This is a genomic window from Streptomyces sp. NPDC016469, from assembly GCF_040632905.1.
In the GTDB taxonomy this organism is placed as follows: Bacteria; Actinomycetota; Actinomycetes; order Streptomycetales; family Streptomycetaceae; genus Streptomyces.
In genome coordinates this window covers 41,036-60,808 of the sequence record NZ_JBEYCQ010000036.1, presented here as the reverse complement: position 1 = coordinate 60,808, position 19,773 = coordinate 41,036, and the positions used below count along the sequence as shown (strand labels likewise).

Annotated in this window: 22 protein-coding genes; 15 read left to right on the top strand and 7 right to left on the bottom strand. The window is 71.4% G+C overall.

Annotated elements, in window-relative coordinates; translation table 11 throughout:
- Nucleotides 1-126 precede the first annotated feature (126 nt).
- The 8 genes from ABZ565_RS30640 (at nt 127) to ABZ565_RS30605 (ending at nt 6,943) form a co-directional block, all read left to right on the top strand.
- A complete protein-coding gene (locus ABZ565_RS30640) occupies nt 127-771 on the top strand; it encodes an HAD family hydrolase (RefSeq protein WP_018104380.1) in 645 nt (214 codons plus the stop codon).
- A 42-nt stretch (nt 772-813) separates the two neighbouring features.
- Complete coding sequence (locus ABZ565_RS30635; protein WP_361034011.1) at nt 814-2,016, top strand: MFS transporter; 1,203 nt, start codon at nt 814-816, stop codon at nt 2,014-2,016.
- Complete coding sequence (locus tag ABZ565_RS30630) at nt 1,985-3,157, top strand: acetoin utilization protein AcuC (RefSeq protein ID WP_361034008.1); 1,173 nt, start codon at nt 1,985-1,987, stop codon at nt 3,155-3,157. The genes ABZ565_RS30635 and ABZ565_RS30630 overlap by 32 nt, the downstream gene beginning before the upstream one ends.
- Before the next feature lie 152 nt (nt 3,158-3,309).
- Nucleotides 3,310-4,125, top strand: coding sequence for a phosphatase (locus ABZ565_RS30625; RefSeq protein WP_361034005.1), 816 nt, complete (start codon nt 3,310-3,312; stop codon nt 4,123-4,125).
- Between the two features lie 127 nt (nt 4,126-4,252).
- Entirely contained in the window at nt 4,253-4,465 is a 213-nt protein-coding gene (locus ABZ565_RS30620) for a helix-turn-helix domain-containing protein (protein WP_018525026.1), read from the top strand.
- 110 nt (nt 4,466-4,575) lie between these two features.
- Entirely contained in the window at nt 4,576-4,674 is a 99-nt protein-coding gene (locus ABZ565_RS30615) for an AURKAIP1/COX24 domain-containing protein (protein WP_003948845.1), read from the top strand.
- Between the two features lie 136 nt (nt 4,675-4,810).
- Entirely contained in the window at nt 4,811-5,902 is a 1,092-nt protein-coding gene (locus ABZ565_RS30610; RefSeq protein WP_361034002.1) for an NAD-dependent epimerase/dehydratase family protein, read from the top strand.
- Between the two features lie 15 nt (nt 5,903-5,917).
- Complete coding sequence (locus ABZ565_RS30605; protein ID WP_361033999.1) at nt 5,918-6,943, top strand: lysophospholipid acyltransferase family protein; 1,026 nt, start codon at nt 5,918-5,920, stop codon at nt 6,941-6,943.
- Nucleotides 6,944-6,970: 27 nt separating this feature from the next.
- On the opposite strand, the gene ABZ565_RS30600 is transcribed toward ABZ565_RS30605, so the two are convergent.
- The 3 genes from ABZ565_RS30600 to ABZ565_RS30590 all read right to left on the bottom strand — a co-directional run bounded on the left by ABZ565_RS30600 (nt 6,971) and on the right by ABZ565_RS30590 (nt 10,418).
- Entirely contained in the window at nt 6,971-8,167 is a 1,197-nt protein-coding gene (locus ABZ565_RS30600) for a DUF5667 domain-containing protein (RefSeq protein ID WP_361033996.1), read from the bottom strand.
- A 225-nt stretch (nt 8,168-8,392) separates the two neighbouring features.
- Nucleotides 8,393-9,169 (bottom strand): ECF subfamily RNA polymerase sigma factor, BldN family, encoded by a 777-nt coding sequence (locus ABZ565_RS30595; protein WP_361033993.1) that lies wholly within the window; start codon nt 9,167-9,169, stop codon nt 8,393-8,395.
- A 319-nt stretch (nt 9,170-9,488) separates the two neighbouring features.
- A complete protein-coding gene (locus tag ABZ565_RS30590) occupies nt 9,489-10,418 on the bottom strand; it encodes an HAD-IB family hydrolase (RefSeq protein ID WP_361033990.1) in 930 nt (309 codons plus the stop codon).
- 106 nt (nt 10,419-10,524) lie between these two features.
- Here ABZ565_RS30590 and ABZ565_RS30585 point away from each other — a divergent pair, with 106 nt between their 5' ends.
- The 6 genes from ABZ565_RS30585 to hemB all read left to right on the top strand — a co-directional run bounded on the left by ABZ565_RS30585 (nt 10,525) and on the right by hemB (nt 16,972).
- A complete protein-coding gene (locus ABZ565_RS30585; protein WP_093708273.1) occupies nt 10,525-10,800 on the top strand; it encodes a glutaredoxin family protein in 276 nt (91 codons plus the stop codon).
- Between the two features lie 272 nt (nt 10,801-11,072).
- The gene (locus ABZ565_RS30580) at nt 11,073-11,840 is read left to right on the top strand and encodes a redox-sensing transcriptional repressor Rex (protein ID WP_361033987.1); all 768 of its coding nucleotides are present in this window, start codon (nt 11,073-11,075) and stop codon (nt 11,838-11,840) included.
- Entirely contained in the window at nt 11,837-13,231 is a 1,395-nt protein-coding gene (locus ABZ565_RS30575; protein ID WP_361033984.1) for a glutamyl-tRNA reductase, read from the top strand. The genes ABZ565_RS30580 and ABZ565_RS30575 overlap by 4 nt, the downstream gene beginning before the upstream one ends.
- Nucleotides 13,228-14,190, top strand: a complete 963-nt coding sequence (gene hemC, locus ABZ565_RS30570; protein ID WP_361033981.1) for a hydroxymethylbilane synthase — start codon at nt 13,228-13,230, stop codon at nt 14,188-14,190. The genes ABZ565_RS30575 and hemC overlap by 4 nt, the downstream gene beginning before the upstream one ends.
- Nucleotides 14,187-15,854, top strand: a complete 1,668-nt coding sequence (locus ABZ565_RS30565) for a uroporphyrinogen-III synthase (RefSeq protein WP_361033978.1) — start codon at nt 14,187-14,189, stop codon at nt 15,852-15,854. The genes hemC and ABZ565_RS30565 overlap by 4 nt, the downstream gene beginning before the upstream one ends.
- A gap of 122 nt (nt 15,855-15,976) precedes the next feature.
- Nucleotides 15,977-16,972 (top strand): porphobilinogen synthase, encoded by a 996-nt coding sequence (gene hemB, locus ABZ565_RS30560; RefSeq protein ID WP_361033975.1) that lies wholly within the window; start codon nt 15,977-15,979, stop codon nt 16,970-16,972.
- Between the two features lie 31 nt (nt 16,973-17,003).
- Here hemB and ABZ565_RS30555 read toward each other — a convergent pair whose 3' ends face one another.
- Both ABZ565_RS30555 and ABZ565_RS30550 read right to left on the bottom strand, forming a co-directional pair.
- Entirely contained in the window at nt 17,004-17,426 is a 423-nt protein-coding gene (locus tag ABZ565_RS30555) for a PIN domain nuclease (protein ID WP_361033972.1), read from the bottom strand.
- Nucleotides 17,423-17,638, bottom strand: coding sequence for a type II toxin-antitoxin system VapB family antitoxin (locus ABZ565_RS30550; RefSeq protein WP_361033969.1), 216 nt, complete (start codon nt 17,636-17,638; stop codon nt 17,423-17,425). Before ABZ565_RS30550 ends, ABZ565_RS30555 begins: the two co-directional genes overlap by 4 nt.
- Nucleotides 17,639-18,055: 417 nt before the next feature.
- On the opposite strand from ABZ565_RS30550, the gene ABZ565_RS30545 reads away from it, so the two are divergent.
- Nucleotides 18,056-19,030 carry a MarR family transcriptional regulator gene (locus tag ABZ565_RS30545; RefSeq protein ID WP_361033966.1) on the top strand — a complete coding sequence of 325 codons (975 nt, stop codon included), beginning with the start codon at nt 18,056-18,058 and terminating at the stop codon, nt 19,028-19,030.
- Nucleotides 19,031-19,049: 19 nt separating this feature from the next.
- Here the strand turns inward: ABZ565_RS30545 and ABZ565_RS30540 are convergent, their stop codons facing one another.
- Both ABZ565_RS30540 and ABZ565_RS30535 read right to left on the bottom strand, forming a co-directional pair.
- Nucleotides 19,050-19,289 carry a DUF397 domain-containing protein gene (locus ABZ565_RS30540; RefSeq protein ID WP_361033963.1) on the bottom strand — a complete coding sequence of 80 codons (240 nt, stop codon included), beginning with the start codon at nt 19,287-19,289 and terminating at the stop codon, nt 19,050-19,052.
- Nucleotides 19,286-19,773: DUF5753 domain-containing protein (locus tag ABZ565_RS30535; RefSeq protein WP_361033960.1), on the bottom strand; the 488-nt coding region annotated here is incomplete at its 5' end. The genes ABZ565_RS30535 and ABZ565_RS30540, both read right to left, overlap by 4 nt.

The following is a 19,773-nucleotide window of genomic DNA, read 5'->3' as shown; positions in this document are numbered from 1 at the left end:
CAGCGCCGATGGTACTGCAGGGGGGACCCTGTGGGAGAGTAGGACGCCGCCGAACTCCTTTTAGGAAGAGCCCCGTGCCCTTGTGGCACGGGGCTTTTTCGCGTTCCGACCCTCTAAAGTCGTGCCATGCGCTACGAACTTGTCATCTTCGACAACGACGGTGTGCTCGTGGACAGCGAGCCGATCTCCAACACCATCCTGGCCGGCTACCTCACGGAGCTGGGCCACCCCACCTCGTACGAGGAGTCCCTGCGGGACTACATGGGGTCCGCCGTGCACCGCGTCCACGACCTCGTCCAGGAGCGGACCGGGACCAAGCTGCCCGAGGACTTCGACGTCACCCTCCACTCGCGGATCTTCGCCGCGTTCGAAGAGGAGCTGGAGCCCGTCCCCGGCGTCGATGACCTGCTGGGCAAGCTGGTCGCCGACGGCGTCCCGTACTGCGTCGCCTCCTCCAGCAGCCACCAGCGCATCCGGGTCAGCCACCGGAAGACCGGGCTCGACCAGTGGTTCGAGGAGGAGTGGATCTTCAGCGCCGAGGACGTCGGCCGGGGCAAGCCGGCGCCCGACCTCTTCCTCCTCGCCGCCGAGCGCATGGGCGTCGCGCCCGAGCGGTGCGTCGTCATCGAGGACAGCCCGCTCGGGGTCGAGGCGGCCCGGGCCGCCGGCATGGACGTCTACGGGTTCACGTCGATGATGCCCGCGGACCGGCTGACCGGTGTGACCGGGTACTTCTCCGACATGAGCCAGCTGCCGGAATTGCTTGCCTGACGCGTCTACCCACGGGTAGAAACTGGCCCTACGCTCGCCGCCATGACAGATGCACGGTTGCGGCACGGCAGAGCGTCACTCGCGTTGAGCTTCTTCGTGCAGGGGGCCACCTTCGCCCTGCTGGTGACGCGGATCCCCGCCATCCAGGACCGGTACGGGATATCCGACGGCCTGCTGCCCGTGTTCCTCGCCGCCGTCCCGATCCTGGCCGGGGTGGGCAGTGTGCTCACCGAGAAGGTGGTCGCCCGGGTACGGCCGCGGGTGGTCCTGCGGTGGACGCAGCCCGTCGTCCTCCTCGCCCTCCTCGGCGTCGGCGCCGGCAGCGAGCTCTGGCAGGCCGCCCTCGCGCTCGGGGTGTTCGGGCTGGCCGTCGGCGCGCTGGACGCGTCCATGAACATGATGGGCGTCAGCCTCCAGCGGGCGTACGGGCGCTCCATCATGCTCGGGTTCCACGCCGCGTACAGCCTGGGCGGGATCGCGGGCGCCTCGATGGCCTGGGCCGGGGCCCACTGGGACCTGTCGTTGACGGCCTCGTACCTTCCGGCGGTCGTGGTGATGCTGCCCGCGGCGTTCGTCGCGAGCCGGTGGTACGTCGAGGGCGCCGACGGGACACCGGGGACCGAGCCGGAGAAGGGGGCGGCCCGGTCGGTCTCCTTCCGGCTGCTGCTGCCGCTGTGCCTGGTCATGGCGTTCGCGTACATCGGGGACTCGACGGTCTCCAACTGGAGCGCGAAGTACCTCCAGGACGTGCTGGGCAGTTCGGAGCAGCTGTCCACCGTGCCGTACAACGTCTACATGGTGACCACGCTGCTGGGGCGGGCGGTCGGGGACCTCGGGGTGCGGCGGTTCGGGGCGGTGGCCGTGGTGCGGGGCGGGACCGTGCTGGCGGCGGGCGGGTTCGCCGTGGTGGCCGTGGCCGGCGGGGCGTGGACCGGGATGCTCGGGTTCACCCTGCTCGGGCTCGGGCTGTGCGTGATCGTGCCGCAGACCTTCGCGGCGGCCGGGCGGATGTTCCCCGGGGCGAGCGACACCGCGATCGCCCGGCTGAACATCTTCAACTACGTGGGCTTCCTCGTCGGCTCCCCGCTCGTCGGGGCGCTCGGGGACGCCTGGAGCTACCGGGGAGCCATGCTCGTCCCGATGGTGCTGGTGCTGGCGACGCTCCTGTACGCCAAGTCGTTCGGCGCGGAACCCGCCCGATACGGTGGCGGGCATGAGCGGCCGCGCACAGCTGATGTGGGATGACGCAGTAACGGGCTACGACTTCGGGGAGAGCCACCCGATGGACCCGGTCAGGCTCGCCCTGACGATGGGCCTGGTGCGGGCGTTCGGCCTCGACCGGGCGGTCGACGTGGTGGCGGCCAAGCCGGCCGGGGACTCCACACTGCGGCTCGTGCACCGCCCGGACTACGTGGCGGCGGTGAAGGCCGCGTCCGCCGACCCTCGCTCGGCCGACCAGAAGTACGGCATCGGGACCGTGGACGACCCCGCGTTCGCCGGTATGCATGAGGTGTCCGCGCTGATCGCCGGGCAGTCCGTGGCCGCCGCCGAGGCGGTCTGGCGCGGCGAGACCCGGCACGCCGTGAACTTCACCGGCGGGCTGCACCACGCGATGCCCGGCGGCGCGGCCGGCTTCTGCGTGTACAACGACCCGGCGCTCGCCATCGCACGGCTCCTGGAGCTGGGCGCCGAGCGCGTCGCGTACGTCGACGTCGACGTCCACCACGGCGACGGCGTGCAGGCCGCCTTCTGGGAGGACCCCCGCGTCCTGACGGTCTCCCTGCACGAGCACCCGCGCACCCTGTTCCCGCAGACCGGCTGGCCGGAGGAGACCGGTGCGGGGAGCGGCGAGGGCGGGGCGGTCAACGTGGCGCTGCCGGCCGGGACCGGGGACGCGGGGTGGCTGCGGGCGTTCCACGCGGTGGTGCCCGAGCTGCTGGCGGACTTCCGGCCGCAGGTGCTGGTGACCCAGCACGGGGCGGACACGCACTTCGAGGACCCCTTGGCGCATCTGGCGGTGTCGCTGGACGCGCAGCGCTCGGTGATGGCCGCCTGCCACGACCTGGCGCACACGTACGCCGACGACGGTCGCTGGGTGGCGCTCGGCGGCGGGGGCTACGCGGTGGTGGACGTGGTGCCCAGGTCCTGGACGCACCTGGTGGGCATCGCCGCGCACGCCCCGGTGGACCCGGAGGCGGTGATCCCGTCGTCGTGGCGGGACGAGGTGTACGCGCGGACGCGGCAGTTGGGGCCCGCGCGGATGACGGACGGGCGGACGCCGTCGTGGTCGGCGTGGGAGGACGGGTACGACCCGGCGGACCGGCTGGACCAGGCGGTCCTCGCGACGCGGCGGGCGGCGTTCCCGCTGCGGGGGCTGCTGACCTGATCCCGGCACGGAGGGCCTGATCCCGGCACGGAGGGCCTGATCCGGGCACGGAGAGCCCTCCGGGTTACGGGGGCGAGCACGGTTTACGCCGACTGTGGGGCGTAATCGGGCTTTTGGCCCCTGGGCGGGCCGGGTGGGGCAGCATCGGTGGGGTGTTGAGCACCGGAGCGCTGCGTGCGCATCTGCTGGCGGCCCGGCTGGCCGGGCCCGTGGCCACCTCGCGTGAGGTGAGCCTGCGGAGTTATCGGCTGTTCGCGGCCAGGGACCCCCGGGTGACGCTCGGCCTCGACCCCGAACGGGGCTGGGGCGAGCGCGAGTTGCTGGAGCTGATGGCGGACAGGTGCGGGGTCTCGGACGATCCCGCGCATGTGTCCGGGCCCGATGTCATCGATCCGGAGCGGACGGTGGCGGGGCTCGACGCGTTCGCCGTACGGCTGGCGGATGCGGCGGCCCGGCGGGCGCCGGTGCTGTTCGGAACGGGGCATCCGCACCGGCTGATCGGTTTCTACGCGGCGCTGGCAGACGCTTTGTCGTCGGCGGGCTGCCCTGTTCTCACCCCGGCGCAGGGGCGATGTATCGACATAACGACTCGGTTTGGCGTACGCACGTACAACCTCGACTACGTACGGGGTGTCGCGCTGGTGCGTGAACCCGGCGCGGGGGTGGCCGGTGGTGGCACCGGCGCACACTCCCATTCGCCGCTGCCCGTGCGGGTCGCGCTGGAGGCCGCGGCGGCCGGGTGCGGGCCCGTTCCGGAGTTGGTCGTCGGGGACCACGGATGGGTCTGCGGGGCAGGTCAGCTGGGCATCGAGGCGATCGGGCTGGCCGATACGGACGATCCCGCGCTGTTCGTCGGGGAGGCCGAGGGGCGGGTGTCGGTGGCCGTTCCGCTGGACGACGCGGTGCGGTCCGCGTACTACCTGCCGCTCACGCGCTATGTACTCAATCGGGCGTGTCTGTCACAGTAGCGGCCGATCGTCTCTCCTCTTCCCCACTCGCATCACCCGCCCCTAACCTGGGGAGTGAGCGCACAACGACGAAGAGTCACCGGAGGGGAAGCCGGTGCGCGTCTCGTGCGGAAGGTACAGGTGAGTCATGGCTGCTGACAGCGAGAGGCCTCTGAACGAGGTCAAGTTTCTGACCGTGGCGGAAGTCGCCTCGGTCATGAGGGTGTCGAAGATGACCGTGTACCGCCTGGTGCACAGCGGTCATCTGCCGGCGATCCGGGTGGGCAGGTCCTTCCGGGTGCCGGAGCAAGCGGTTCACGAGTATCTGCGCGAGTCCTTCGTGGGGGTGGCATCGGCCTGACATTCCCCTCGGATTACGTCCCTCACGCGGTGGCGGGTAGGCTAGGCCGACGTAGGTCGTGTGGGCCCAGACGCCCCGCACCAGTGAAGAAGAAGTGAGCGAGGGTAGTCGTGGGCTCTGTTATCAAGAAGCGGCGCAAGCGGATGGCCAAGAAGAAGCACCGCAAGCTGCTCAAGCGCACGCGCGTTCAGCGTCGCAACAAGAAGTAAGCGAACGCAGTTCGTGAATCCGCAGCCCTTCCGCCGTTCCCGGCGGGAGGGCTGCGGTGCTGTGTGCGGGGGTGTCCACCGGTTACGGTGACGTCCTGACCGACCGAATACGGGAGACCGACGGAAGGCGCTGATCTTGGGGAAGGTCGTGCTCGTCACGGGAGCGGCCCGGCAGCTGGGGGGCCGTTTCGTCCGGCGTGTCCAGCGTGATCCGGACGTGGAGCGGGTGATCGCGCTCGACGTGGTCGAGCCGGAGCACGAGCTGGGCGACGCCGTCTTCGTACGGGCGGACATCCGCGGGCCCGCCGTCGCCAGAGTGCTCGCCGAGCACCACGTGGACACCGTCGTGCACCTGGACGTCAGCGGTTTCGCGCTCGGGGCCCAGGGGCGTACGGCGGTCAAGGAGACCAACGTCATCGGCACCATGCAGCTGCTCGGCGCCTGCCAGAAGGCCCCGGCCGTGCAGCGGCTCGTGGTGAAGTCCAGCACCGGTGTGTACGGCTCGGCGCCCCGGGATCCTGCGGTCTTCCACGAGACCACCCCGCCCAAGTCGCTGCCCGGCGGCGGCTTCGCGAAGGACGCGGCCGAGGTCGAGGGGTACGTACGGGGCTTCGCCCGCCGCCGGCCGGACGTGGCCGTGTGCGTGCTGCGGTTCGCGAACATCCTGGGGCCCGACGCGGACTCGCCGCTCGCCGACTATCTGTCGCTGCCGGTGCTGCCGACCGTCTTCGGGTACGACCCCCGGCTCCAGTTCGTGCACGAGGACGACGTCATGGACGTCCTGGGCATCGCGGCGAGCGAGCCCAGGCGCGGGACGCTGAACAGCGGCACGTTCAACATCGCGGGCGACGGGGTGCTGCTGCTCTCCCAGTGCGCGCGGCGGCTGGGACGGCCGACGGTGCCGATGCTGCTGCCCGCCGTCACCTGGGTCGGGCAGGCGCTGCGGGCGGTCGGCATGACGGACTTCTCGCCCGAGCAGATCCGGCTGCTCACCCATGGCAGGGTGGTCTCCACGGTCCAGATGCGGGAGACGCTGGGGTTCTCGCCCACCTACACGACGGGGGAGACGTTCGCGGCCTTCGCGCGCAGCCGCGCGCCGGGACTGCTGCCGCCCCGCGCGGTGGGCAGGGCCGTGGACCGTGTGGCCGCGAGCGTGCCCCGGATCGCCGGGCCCGGGGGCTCCGGCGGCTCCGGCGGCGACACCCACCCGACTCCGAGCGCCAGGTAGAGGAGCGCAGCGACGATGACGGATGCCAAGGTCATTCCGTTCGACGACGACCGTTCGCGGTCGGGGGGCGCGCCGCGCGCCGCTCGCCGGCGGTCTCCGGTACGCGGCACGGGGTCGGTGAGCGCCCTGCCGGGGCCCTCGGGCGGCCAGGACGCCGCGCCGGAGCCCGGGGAACCGGGCGAGGGCGACGCGTCCGGGCGGGGCGCCTGGGACCGGCGGATCGCGGGCGGGCTCGCGTTCCTGCGGCGGCGGGTCACCGGCGAGTACGACGTGGACGAGTTCGGCTACGACGAGGAGCTGACCGACCAGGTCCTGATGTCGCTGCTGCGGCCGGTGTACGAGAAGTACTTCCGGGTCGAGGTGAAGGGCATCGAGAACATCCCGTCCGAGGGCGGGGCGCTCATCGTGTCCAACCACTCCGGGACGCTGCCGCTGGACGGGCTGATGCTCCAGGTCGCGGTGCACGACCACCACCCGGCGGACCGGCATCTGCGGCTGCTCGCGGCGGACCTGGTCTTCATGCTGCCCGTCGTCAACGAGCTGGCCCGGAAGGCGGGCCACACGCTGGCGTGCGCGGAGGACGCGGAGCGGCTGCTGCGCAAGGGCGAGGTCGTCGGGGTGATGCCGGAGGGCTTCAAGGGGATCGGCAAGCCGTTCGGCGAGCGGTACAAGCTCCAGCGCTTCGGGCGGGGCGGCTTCGTGTCGACGGCGCTGAGGGCCGGGGTGCCGATCGTGCCGTGCTCGATCGTGGGCGCGGAGGAGATCTACCCGATGATCGGGAACGCGAAGACGCTGGCGCGGCTGCTGGGTTTCCCGTACTTCCCGATCACGCCGACGTTCCCGTGGCTGGGGCCGCTGGGGGCGGTGCCGCTGCCGACGAAGTGGACGATCCAGTTCGGTGAGCCGATCCCGACGGACGGGTATCCGCTGGAGGCGGCGGAGGACCCGATGCTGATGTTCAACCTGACGGACCAGGTGCGGGAGCAGATCCAGCACACGTTGTACAAGCTGCTGGTGCAGCGGCGGTCGGTCTTCTTCTGACCGCCGCCGCACCGTGCGGCCGCCGGGTCAGCCCCGTTCGTCCTCGGCGTCGATGCCGAGACCGCCGATGAGGCCCGGGAGCAGCGGCGGGATGGTGATGTCCGGCGACGGTGTCGCGCTCGGGGCCGCGTCGGAGGGGCCGGTCGCGTCCGGGGACGGCGGGTCCAGGAGGCCGTCCGTGCCGCCGCCGATCAGACCGTCGGCCGGGCTGGAGCCGGCGTCCGAGGGGCGCGGCGAGGAGCTGGAGCCCGTACCGCCGTCCCTGTGGCTGGGGGAGGACGAGGGCGACGGGGTGTGCGCGTCGGTGGAGGGGGCCGCACCGGTGCCGGTGGAGCCGGAGCGGCGGGACTCGGGGCCCTTCTCCGGGGCGCGCGGGAACAGCGACTGGAGCGGCGCGACCTCTTCGTCTATGGCGTCGAACACCGAGCTGACCTGGTTGCCCACGTCGGTCAGCTGGACGGGGAGGCGGTCGCGGAGGCTGCTCCAGGTGGCGCGGTGGGAGCGGGAGAAGGAGTCCAGGGTCTGGATCGGGCCGAGGGCGCCGTCCCGTTCGTACGCGGCGTGGAGGAGGCGGTGGCCCTCGGTGGCGTCGTGCGACATGCCGTTGAGGGTGCGCCTGATCTCGCCGAGCTGTTCGTGGTCGAGGTGGCCCGTGCGGGCGCGCTCCATCAGGCGGCGGGCTTCGCCGAGGCGGGTGGACGCCTGGTCGAGGTAGATCTCGCCGCGGTCGGTGTCGTCGCGGGTGAGGCCGAGGTGGATGTCCTCCATGCCGCGCTTCAGGCCGTAGAGCGAGTCACCGGGGAGGGCGTCGGAGCTGGCGGCGGCCACTCCGCCGAAGGCGCCGGCGGCCACCCCGACGGTGAGCCCGCCGGCGGCAAGGCCCTTGGACCAGCGGGATCTGGGGCGCAGTTTGCGGAGCGGGGAGGCGCGGTGGCTGCCCCTGCTCCGTTGTTCGGGCACCGTAGGGTCCGCGGACGCGCCCCCCTCGGCGAACATGGCTTCCATGGCGGCGACGAGCTGGGCTCGCTGCACCACTTTGACCTCGGGGTCCAACTGCGGCTTCGGCAGTTCACCGAGGCCGTTCGCCAGGGCCAACAGCGGTCCTTGGTCGGCCTGTTCGGCCGGGTCCTCGGGCTGTACGGCCGCCGCACCGCGGAGCGACTGCTCCTCCAGGGCCTGGGCGAAGGCGTTCGCCCGCCGGTGTGCCGAAACGTTTGCGATCACTGGCGGCACCTCCTCTCGTCATGACGGTCGACTCCCCTGGGGATCCGGAAGGTTGCACACCTTGAGCGCATCCACACGATCGAGTGAGCGTCTGCGGACATGGTGTGACGACAGGGGGCCTGCAACCGGCACAACGAGTGGCGCGGCACTTGGGTTACGCACGAAAGATGATCGGACCAGTGCGTGATGAGAGCGACGCCGGGGCCGGCCCGGCGGGGGGAGCCGTCAGCGGGCATCGTCCGGGAGGAGCCGGGCGAGGGTGCGGACGGCGCGGTACTGGAGGGTCTTGATCGCGCCCTCGTTCTTGCCCATGACGCGGGCGGTCTCGGCGACGGAGAGCCCTTGCAGGAAGCGCAGGGTCACGCACTCCTGCTGCTGGGGGTTGAGGCGGCGCACGGCCTGGAGGAGCGCGGCGTTGGAGAGGGATTCCAGGACGGAGTCCTCGGGGCTGCGGGCGACCTCGTTGGCGTCGAGCATTTCGCCGGTGGTCACTTCCAGCCGGAAACGACTGGATTTGAAGTGGTCGGCGACCAGGTTGCGCGCGATCGTGACCAGCCAGGCGCCGAAGTCGCGGCCCTGCCAGGTGAACGTGGAGATGCGGCGCAGCGCGCGCAGGAAGGTCTCGCTGGTGAGGTCCTCCGCCGTCGCCTTGCTGCCCACGCGGTAGTAGATGTATCGGTAGACCGTGTCGCTGTACTGGTCGTAGAGGCGTCCGAAGGCGTCGGCCTCGCCGGCCTGGGCGCGCTCGACGAGCTCCATCATGCGCGCGCTGTCGCTGTCGGCGGCGGGCCGCCGGACGGGGGCGGCGGTCGCCGCCCCGCGGTTGCCGCGTCTTCCGACCGCCGCGGCGCGTTCGGCCAGGGCGTAGCAGGGGCCGGCAGGTGCAGGGGTGGCGAATGCGGGTACGGCGTACGCGGTGGGGACGAAGCCGCGCATGCGTTCGGCTACTGATGCGCGCAGCGTAGCCAGGCCCGAGGCGTCAACCCCGACGTGTGGGTACACGGGACTCCCAGAGGCAGAGCTTCCATCACGAGCAGTGCGAAACCATCACTCGTCGTAGTGAGTGGCGGGTCCGGAATGCGTCTGAGGAGAATAACGCTTCGTACAGGCCGCGCTACGCCCAGTTGCACAAATCATCGATTGCGTCGCTTCTGTGCCAACTTTTCGATGCATCAAGTCGCACGTCGTGGCCGCTTGTTGATCGAATCGCTTCGGAATCTGTCTGCGGGCGCGACGGGTTGTGGCCGGTGAAAAGGGTGTGCCGTGTTGACGCACGCAGGCGCGGAGAGTCGCGGAGAGTCAGCGGGGATGCGGCGGGAGGTCAGCGGCGGCGGCGGTGCAGGGCGACGGCCGCGGCCGTGCCGCCCGCGAGGGCGCCGACGCCGGCGGCGGCCGGGATGCCGACCTTGGCCGCCTTGCGGCCGGTGCGGTAGTCGCGCAGCCGCCAGTCGCGGGCGCGGGCGTGCTTGCGGAGCTTGGTGTCCGGGTTGATCGCGTACGGGTGGCCCACCAGCGACAGCATCGGGATGTCGTTGTGCGAGTCGCTGTACGCGGCGCAGCGCGCCAGGTCCAGGCCCTCCGCCGCCGCCAGGGCGCGGACCGCCTCGGCCTTCGCGGGCCCGTGCAGGGGTTCGCCGACCAGGCGTCCGGTGTACACCCCGTCGACCGATTCGGCGACCGTGCCGAGCGCCCCGGTCAGTCCGAGCCGGCGGGCGATGATCGTGGCGGTCTCCACCGGGGCGGCGGTGACCAGCCAGACCCGCTGGCCGGCGTCCAGGTGGGCCTGCGCCAGGGCGCGGGTGCCGGGCCAGATGCGGTCGGCCATGTACTCGTCGTAGATCTCCTCGCCGATCGACATCAGCTCGGAGACGCGGTGGCCCTTGACGATGGACAGCGCGCTGTCGCGGGCGTCCTGCATGTGTTCCGGGTCCTCGACACCGGCCAGCCGGAACCACGCCTGCTGCCAGGCGAAGCGGGTCAGCTCGCGGCGCTCGAAGAACTTCCGCTTGTACAGGCCGCGGCCGAAGTGGAACAGTGCGGCGCCCTGCATCACGGTGTTGTCGAGGTCGAAGAAGGCGGCGGCCCGTTCGTCGCCGACGACGGGGAACTCGGGCTCCTCCGGTGCGGTCTCCTCGGCGGATTCGGCTTCCAGCGAGGACTTCCGCGCGGCCTCCGCCGCCGCCTCGCCGGCCAGCACGCTGCGAGCGGTGGCGGAGCGCCTGCGGGGGGTGAGCCATCCAAGAGCGGCCATGCGGTCGAGCATAGCCAGTCGGCCCGGTCGTTCCGGTTCCGCCGGGGTGCCGTGGTGTGAACTCCTGGTGTCCGCGGGCTCCGGGACAGGGCCGAGAATGAGAGGTATGAGTGCCTTGCTGCGTCGTAGGAAGAAGAACCCCGCCGAGCGTGTGGTGACCCTGGTGGGGAAGCCGGGCTGTCACCTCTGTGACGACGCCCGCGCGGTGGTCCGGGCGGTCTGCGAGGAGACCGGTGCCTCCTGGGAGGAGAAGGACATCACCCGGGACGAGGAGCTGTACCGGGAGTACTGGGAGCAGATCCCGGTGGTGCTCGTGGATGACGAACAGCACACGTTCTGGCGGGTCGACCCGGCGCGACTGCGCAGCGCGCTGCTTTCCTGAGGGAAACCCGGTTACCATCGTGGGCGTTTTGAGTGGTCTCGGGGGCGTAGTCGTGAGGAGTGTGCACCGCTTTGCCCCCTTCGGGCCTGCAACGGGCTGATGCGATCCATGGTTCCTGGATCGCGCGACGGATGTGCGTGACCCCGGTCACGTTGACCGGACAAATCGGACACAATCTTTGTGCACGCGTTCACAAAGACATAGCCTGCATTCGACGGGGCGGTCTTGGGACATACGGCCGCCTAAAGCCCCGCTCATCCCGCAGGAGCACCGTGGCAACTGGCCGAAATCACCGACCGGCGACCCGTAGCCGAGGAATTCCCGAGGCCACCGTCGCCCGACTTCCGCTGTATCTCCGCGCGCTGACCGCGCTCTCCGAGCGCTCGGTCCCCACGGTCTCCTCCGAGGAGCTCGCCGCGGCTGCGGGGGTCAACTCCGCGAAGCTGCGCAAGGACTTCAGCTATCTCGGCTCGTACGGGACGCGCGGCGTCGGCTACGACGTCGAGTATCTCGTCTACCAGATCTCGCGCGAGCTCGGCCTCACCCAGGACTGGCCGGTCGCCATCGTCGGCATCGGAAACCTCGGCGCGGCCCTCGCCAACTACGGCGGCTTCGCCTCCCGCGGCTTCCGCGTCGCCGCGCTCATCGACGCCGACCCGGCGATGACCGGTACGCCCGTCGCGGGCATCCCGGTCCAGCACGCCGACGACCTCGACCGCATCATCAGCGAGAACGGCGTCTCCATCGGCGTGATCACCACCCCGCCCGGCGCCGCCCAGCAGGTGTGCGACCGGCTCGTCGCCGCCGGGGTCACCTCGATCCTGAACTTCGCGCCGACCGTCCTCTCCGTGCCCGAGGGCGTCGACGTGCGCAAGGTGGACCTCTCCATCGAGCTCCAGATCCTCGCCTTCCACGAGCAGCGCAAGGCCGGTGAGGAGGGCGTCGACACCGCGCCCGACCCGGCCGCGCCGCCCGTGCGCGCCACCACCACCGGCCGGAAGGGACCCGACGGGGACATGCCCGCCGTGATGCCGGCATGAGCCTGCTCCTCGTGGGTCTGAGCCACCGCAGCGCCCCCGTCTCCGTACTGGAACGCGCCTCGCTGGCCGCCGACACCCAGGCCAAGCTGCTCCAGGACACCCTGGCCGCCGAGCCCGCCGCCGAGGCCACCGTCCTCGCCACCTGCAACCGCATCGAGCTGTACGCCGACGTGGACAAGTTCCACGCGGGCGTCGCCGAGCTGTCCACGCTCCTCGCCCAGCACAGCGGCGTCGGGCTCGACGAGCTGACCCCGTATCTCTACGTGCACTACGAGGACCGGGCCGTCCACCACCTGTTCTCGGTGGCCTGCGGGCTCGACTCGATGGTCGTCGGCGAGGGCCAGATCCTCGGCCAGATCAAGGACGCGCTCGCCCTCGGCCAGGAGCTGCACACCGCGGGGCGGCTGCTCAACGACCTCTTCCAGCAGGCCCTGCGCGTCGGCAAGCGCGCCCACAGCGAGACCGGGATCGACCGGGCCGGGCAGTCGCTCGTCACCTTCGGCCTGGAACAGCTCGCCGACGGCCCCGACACCGCCGCCTGGGCCAAGGGCAAGCGCGCCCTCGTCATCGGCGCCGGCTCCATGTCCTCGCTGGCCGCCGCGACGCTGGCCCGCTCCGGCGTCGCCGAGATCGCCGTCGCCAACCGCACCCGGGCCCGCGCCGACCGCCTGGTCGAGATCCTGAACCAGCCCGGCGGTACGGGGGTGCGCGCCCGGGCCGTGGAGATGGCCGAGGTCACCGGCGAACTGACACGTGCCGACATCGCCGTCTCCTGCACCGGTGCCACCGGACTCGTGCTCACCGCCCAGGCCGTCGCCGGTGCGCTCGGCCTCGACCACGTGCCCGATCCGGCGAGCGGCCTGATCCCGGCCCAGTCCACCGGACCCGAGCGCCTGGCGCTGCTGGACCTCGCCATGCCGCGCGACATCGACGTGGCGGCCGGCCGCCTCGACGGTGTGCGCCTCGTCGACATCGAGTCGCTCGCGGAGGCGTCGGCCGACGCCCCGATGGCCGCCGATGTGGACCAGGTGCGCACCATCGTCGCCGACGAGGTCGCCGCCTTCGGGGCCGCCCAGCGCGCCGCCCACATCACCCCGACCGTCGTCGCCCTGCGCACGATGGCCGCCGGCGTGGTCGCGGACGAGATCGCCCGGCTGGACGGGCGCCTCCCCGACCTGGACGAGAAGCAGCGCGCCGAGATCACGCAGACCGTGCGCCGCGTGGTCGACAAGCTCCTGCACGCGCCCACCGTGCGGGTCAAGCAGCTCGCCAGCGAGCCCGGCGGCGCCGGGTACGCGGACGCGCTGCGCGAACTCTTCGACCTCGACCCGCAGACGGTCGCCGCCGTCTCCCGGGCAGACCTGAACGACCCGAATCGAGGGCGGTCATGACCGACAACCCACCCCTGCGACTGGGGACCAGGCGCAGCAAGCTCGCCATGGCCCAGTCCGGCCACGTCGCCGATGCGGTCAGCGAGGTGACCGGGCGCGCCGTCGAACTCGTGGAGATCACCACGTACGGGGACACCTCCCGGGAGCACCTGGCGCAGATCGGCGGAACCGGCGTGTTCGTCGCCGCGCTGCGCGACGCGCTGCTGCGCGGCGAGGTGGACTTCGCCGTCCACTCGCTCAAGGACCTGCCGACGGCGCAGCCCGAGGGCCTGGTGCTGGCCGCCGTGCCGGTGCGCGAGGACCCGCGCGACGTGCTGATCGCCCGGGACGGGCTGACCTTCGCGGAGCTGCCGTCCGGCGCCCGCGTCGGCACCGGCTCGCCGCGGCGCATGGCCCAGCTCAACGCGTACGCCCGAAGCCACGGCCTCGACATCGAGACCGTTCCGATCCGCGGCAACGTCGACACCCGGATCGGGTTCGTACGCAGCGGCGAGCTGGACGCGGTGGTTCTCGCCGCGGCCGGGCTCAGCCGTCTGGGCCGAAGCGGTGAGGCGACCGACTTCCTGTCGGTCGACACCGTGCTGCCCGCTCCCGGCCAGGGAGCACTGGCGATCGAGTGCGCTGCCGGCAGCGCCGACCTCGCCGCCGCGCTCGCCGAGCTCGACGACCCGTACACCCGGGTCGCCGTGACCGCCGAGCGTGCCCTGCTCGCCGCCCTGGAGGCCGGCTGCTCCGCACCCGTGGGTGCGCTGGCCGACCTCCTGGCCGACGGTCAGGCTGTCAACGAACTGCGCCTGCGCGGTGTCGTCGGTTCCACCGACGGTGCCTCGCTGGTGCAGATGTCCACCACCGGTCCCGTTCCCACGTCGCACGACGACGCGGCGGCGATCGGTCGCGAACTCGCGGCCGAGATGCTTGCCAAGGGTGCGGCCGGTCTTATGGGGGAGCGAGCACTTTGAGCCCCACCGGCCCCGCCGTATCCGATTTCCCGGTCCACTCCGCAGGGCACGTCACCTTCCTCGGCGCCGGTCCCGGCGACCCGGGACTGCTGACCCTGCGCGCCGTCGAGGCGCTCGCGAGCGCGGACGTCCTTGTCGCCGAACCGGATGTTCTCGGCGTCGTCCGCTGCCATGCGCGGGCAGGGGTAAGCACCCCTGAGCTGGCGGTTGTTGACGCGCAGTCAACACCTGCCGGCGTGCCCGTTCTCAGGGATGCCGCCAATCTTGTCATGGAGGCCGCGAAGGGCGGCAGGCGGGTCGTCCGCGCCGTGGCCGGAGACCCCGGCCTGGACGGGAACGCCGCCGCCGAGATGCTGGCCTGCGCCTCCGCCGGCATCCCCTTCGAGGTCGTCCCGGGCGTCGCGAACGCCGTCGGGGTGCCCGCGTACGCCGGGGTGCCGCTGCGGGACGCGCAGGGCGCGGACGTCCGGTTCGTCGACGCCCGTACGGCCAGCGACCGCTGCTGGAGCGAGGTCGGCGCGAGCGACGCCACGTGCGTCATCTCCACCTCGCTCGACGCGGTGGCCGCCGCCGCCGGTGAGCTGGTCGCGGCGGGCCGCAAGCCCGACACCCCGCTGACCGTCACGGCGGGCGGCACGACGACGCGCCAGCGCACCTGGACGGCGACCCTCGGGACGATCGCCCAGGTCTTCAAGCAGGGCAAGGTGCTCCCCTCGCCCGAGGGACACCAGCCGGTCATAGCCGTGGTCGGGGAGCGCAGCTCCGCCGCCCAGCGCGACCAGCTCGCGTGGTTCGAGTCCAAGCCGATGTTCGGCTGGAAGGTCCTCGTGCCGCGTACGAAGGAGCAGGCGGCCTCGCTCTCCGACCAGCTGCGGTCCTACGGCGCCGTGCCGCACGAGGTGCCGACGATCGCCGTCGAGCCGCCGCGCACGCCCCAGCAAATGGAGCGGGCGGTCAAGGGCCTGGTCACCGGCCGGTACGAGTGGATCGCCTTCACCAGCGTCAACGCCGTGAAGGCCGTCCGGGAGAAGTTCGAGGAGTACGGGCTCGACGCCCGGGCCTTCGCGGGGATCAAGGTCGCCGCGGTCGGCGAGCAGACCGCCGCCGCGCTGATCGACTTCGGCGTGAAGCCGGACCTGGTGCCGTCGGGCGAGCAGTCCGCCGCCGGTCTCCTCGAGGACTGGCCGCCGTACGACCCGGTCTTCGACCCGATCGACCGCGTCTTCCTGCCGCGTGCCGACATCGCCACCGAGACCCTGGTGGCCGGGCTGATCGAGCTCGGCTGGGAGGTCGACGACGTCACCGCGTACCGCACGGTCCGCGCCTCGCCGCCGCCGGCCGAGACCCGCGAGGCGATCAAGGGCGGCGGCTTCGACGCGGTGCTCTTCACCTCGTCCTCGACCGTGCGCAACCTGGTCGGCATCGCGGGCAAGCCGCACAACGTGACGGTCATCGCGTGCATCGGCCCCGCCACGGCGAAGACCGCCGAGGAGCACGGGCTGCGCGTGGACGTCCTCTCGCCGGAGCCCTCGGTGCACAAGCTGGCCGAGGCGCTGGCGGAGTTCGGCGCGCGGCGCCGGGACGCGGCGCGGGAGGCCGGTGACCCGGTGACCCGGCCCAGCGAGCGGCGTCCGGGTGCGCGCAGGCGGCGCACGACGACCTGAGCGGTGCTGTGACGCGGGGCCCGGCCACCTCTTCGGAGGCGGCCGGGCCCCGTCGCTTTCCGGGCACTTTCCCGGCGCCGGTGTCGGTAAGAGCGTGGGGCGCGCGGGTCTAGTCTCGAAGGATGACTGTGTACGGAAACTTCCCCGGCTCGCGGCCCCGTCGGCTGCGGACGACCCCCGCGATGCGGCGGATGGTCGCCGAGACACGGCTCGACCCGGCCAACCTGATCCTGCCCGCGTTCGTCCGCGAGGGCATCGACGCCCCGGTCGCGATCTCGGCCATGCCCGGCGTACGGCAGCACACCCTGGACACCCTGCGGAAGGCGGCCGTCGAGGCGGTCTCGGCCGGGGTCTCGGGGATCATGCTGTTCGGCGTCCCGCTGGAGGAGAAGAAGGACGGCCGGGGTACGGCGGGCACCGACCCGGACGGCATCCTCCAGGTCGCCCTGCGCGCGGTGCGCGAGGAGGTCGGCGACGACCTCATCGTCATGTCGGACCTGTGCCTGGACGAGTTCACCGACCACGGCCACTGCGGCGTGCTGACCGAGGACGGCCGCGTCGACAACGACGCGACCCTGGAGCGGTACGCGGAGATGGCCCAGGTCCAGGCCGACGCGGGCGCCCATGTGGTCGGCCCCAGCGGCATGATGGACGGCCAGGTCGGCGTCATCCGCGACGCGCTCGACCAGACGGGCCACGAGGACGTCTCGATCCTCGCGTACACCGCGAAGTACTCCTCGGCGTTCTACGGCCCGTTCCGCGAGGCCGTCGGCTCCTCGCTCAAGGGCGACCGCAAGACGTACCAGCAGGACCCGGCCAACATCCGCGAGTCCCTGCGCGAGCTGGCGCTCGACCTCGAAGAGGGCGCGGACATGGTCATGGTCAAGCCGGCCGGCCCCTACCTGGACATCCTGGCGAAGGTCGCGGAGGCGTCGGACGTTCCGGTGGCCGCGTACCAGATCAGCGGCGAGTACGCGATGATCGAGGCCGCCGCCGAGAAGGGCTGGATCGACCGCGACGCGGCGATCATGGAGAGCCTGACGGGCATCCGCCGCGCGGGCGCCCAGCTGATCCTGACGTACTGGGCGACGGAGGTCGCGCAGCGGCTGCGGGGCTGATGGTCGGGCGGTGCTCTTTCGGCTTCTTCGGCTACTTGCGCCGCTCGGGCCCGTACCACTGGAGGGGTTGCCCGGTCACTGCGGCAATGCACTCGAAGTCGTGGTCGCAGTGCAGCAGGGTGAACCCCTGCAATTCGGCCGTCGCGGCGACGACGAGATCCACCGTACCGGCGCTGCGGTGCTTGCCTTGCTTGGTGAGGGCCTCCTGAACCTGCGAGGCCCGGTCGTAGGCCCGGTCGTCAACCGGGACCCAGCCAAAGATGAGGCGGACGTCCTCGATGCCGCGTGCCCGGTCGGCGGCGGAGCGGGCGCTGTAGAAGAACTCGAGCTCGGTGATGGGGCACGTGGCGATGAGCCCGGCGGCCGCAGCCTGGTCCCAGCCGTGCTGCTCCGCGCCGCTCCGCATGAACCGGGCGAGCGCGCTGGTGTCGATCAGGTAGAGAGCGGCGTTCACCGGCGGTAGTTCCGCTTGTCCTCGAAGAGCGCCAGGTCGAACGCGCCTTCGGTGGCCGCTGCGCGCAGACGGGTCAGAGCCAGTGCACGCCGCCTGTTCTCCAGCACCTCGCGCAAGGCCGTGTTGACCGTCTCCTTCTTCGTGCTGGTCCCAAGGGCCTTGGCTACGGCCGCCACCAACTCGTCGTCGAGGTCGATCACTGTCCGAGTCATGGTGCACCTCTCGTGTATATCAAGTGTGGAGAAAAGTATACCTTCCAGCTGTCGCCGGCGGCAGGGCCTGGAAGGAGGCTCGGGTCTCGGGACGCGAGCCCCGGAACGGTCCCGTTCCTCTTTTCGTGTGTACGGGGAGGGCGCTCCGCCCGAGTCTCGGGGCTCGGGAACCGGGCGTCGGGGTTCGGGCTTCGAGGGTCGAGCGCTGTCGTACAACCGGTAGGCAGAAGAAGGGGGTGGGGAAACCTTCCCGCCCTCCCTACCCCGTCACGACGAGCAAGTGTGACTATTCGTGACCGACTTGCGACCCGGCGTCGCGGCTGCTTACGGTGCCGCCAGACGAAGCGACCCCGGCGCGGTGTTGGTCGCACCGGCCGGGGTCTCACCTCAAGATCGCTGAGAGAACGGATCGATCCTGTGGCTACCCAAAACCTTAGCCCCGCCCTGCCGTCCCCCTCGCGTTCTGCCCCGTATCCGAAGGCCAGTCCCGGCTACGGCAAGCGAGCCGTCCCGGGCCAGCGCCCGCCCACCGCCGACGACTTCGCGTTCCTGCCCGAGCGGGAGCGGTACATCGCGGGTTACGTCGACCGTCTTCCCGACGGCGCGGCGATGAGCATCAAGTCCCTGGCCAAGTGCCAGCCCCTGTACGGGCAGATGGCCGTCGGCAGCGCGTTGCGGGCCCTGGCCGTCGCCGGTCATCTGCGCCAGGTCCGTTGCGCGGTCGGTGACGGCGAGTCCATCCGCTGGGTCACCCGCACCTTCTGGTCGCGCACGGCCCGGGACAACGAGTGGTGGACCGCCTTCCTCGCCACCGAGGAGAGCCGCTGCGCACCGCAGCCGGCGGTGGCGCCCGTGGACCCGCCGCCCTGGGTTCCGGCCGAACCCGCCGCCACGGAAGCGGTGGAGGCCCCGGTCCTTCCGAAGCAGCGCGCCGAGGAGCCGCAGGGCCCGTCACCCGCGTACCTCGCCCTGGCAGGGCTGGGCCGTACCGATGCGCGACTGGCGCTCTCCGCCGCCGACTGCGCGACGCTGGAGCAGTTGGCCGCCCAGTGGTTCGCACGCGGTGTGGACGCGGACTACCTCAGTCGCGCCCTCACCGCCGGGCTTCCCGAAGCCGTCGACTCACCCGTGGGTTTCGTCCGTCGCCGACTCCTCGACAAGCTTCCGCCGTACCTTCCCGCCGCGCAGGACGCTCCGGCCCGGCGCTTGATGGTCGAGTGCGCGGACTGCGGTGCGCTGGGGAGGGCCGAGGTGTTCCGCGACGGGCTGTGTGGGCCCTGCCTCCGGAGCGCCCGGGGCCCCGCCGTCGATCCGGCACCCGAGGATTCCCGCGCCGGGTGCGACGTCCAGGACCACGTGCGACGGCTCCGCGAGCAGCTGAGGGCCCGCTGAACCCCTGCCTGCCGCTCGCTCAGGAGCCGAGGTGCGCGGCGAAGGCCGTCCAGGTGGTGGGGGCGAGGGTGAGCGTGGGGCCCTCGGGGTTCTTGGAGTCGCGGACGTGGACGGCGGAGGGGTGGGAGGCGATCTCTACGCAGGCGCCGCCCTGCTCGCTGCTGTAGCTCGACTTCCTCCAGTCGTAGGCGACTTCGAGGCAGGCGCCACCCTCGTCGCTGCTGTAGCTGGACTTGAACCACTCGTGTGCGGCGCTCATAACTCTCCTAGCAACCTGTCCAACAGAGCCCTTGTTTCTTCGGTGTTGAGGGCCTGCGTCCGCAGCATCGCATATTTGCGTTCCAGGATGCTCACTTCATCCGGGGCCGAGATGAGCTGACTGCCACGCTGTGTCTCGGTGTAGGCGAGACGCTGGTGGTCTGGGGTCTCCAGAAGAATGAACGGGCCGGAGAGGCCTGCGTGCGTCCTTCTGCCGAGAGGCATGATCTGGATGGCAATTCCGGGGATGTCGGCACAGTTGCGCAGGTGCCGCAAGGTCTCGGCGTACACATCATCACCGCCTAGGCGGTCGATCAGGATCGCCTCGGAGATGATGAAGCTGGCCGTTGGCGGCTGCTTACGCAACAGGATCTCGCGACGGTCGACCCTTGTCGCGATGCGTTGCTCGATTTCCTCCTCGGTCAGAGCGGGCACATCGGTGCGGAACACCGCACGCGCGTAGCTCTCCGTCTGGAGCAGCCCTG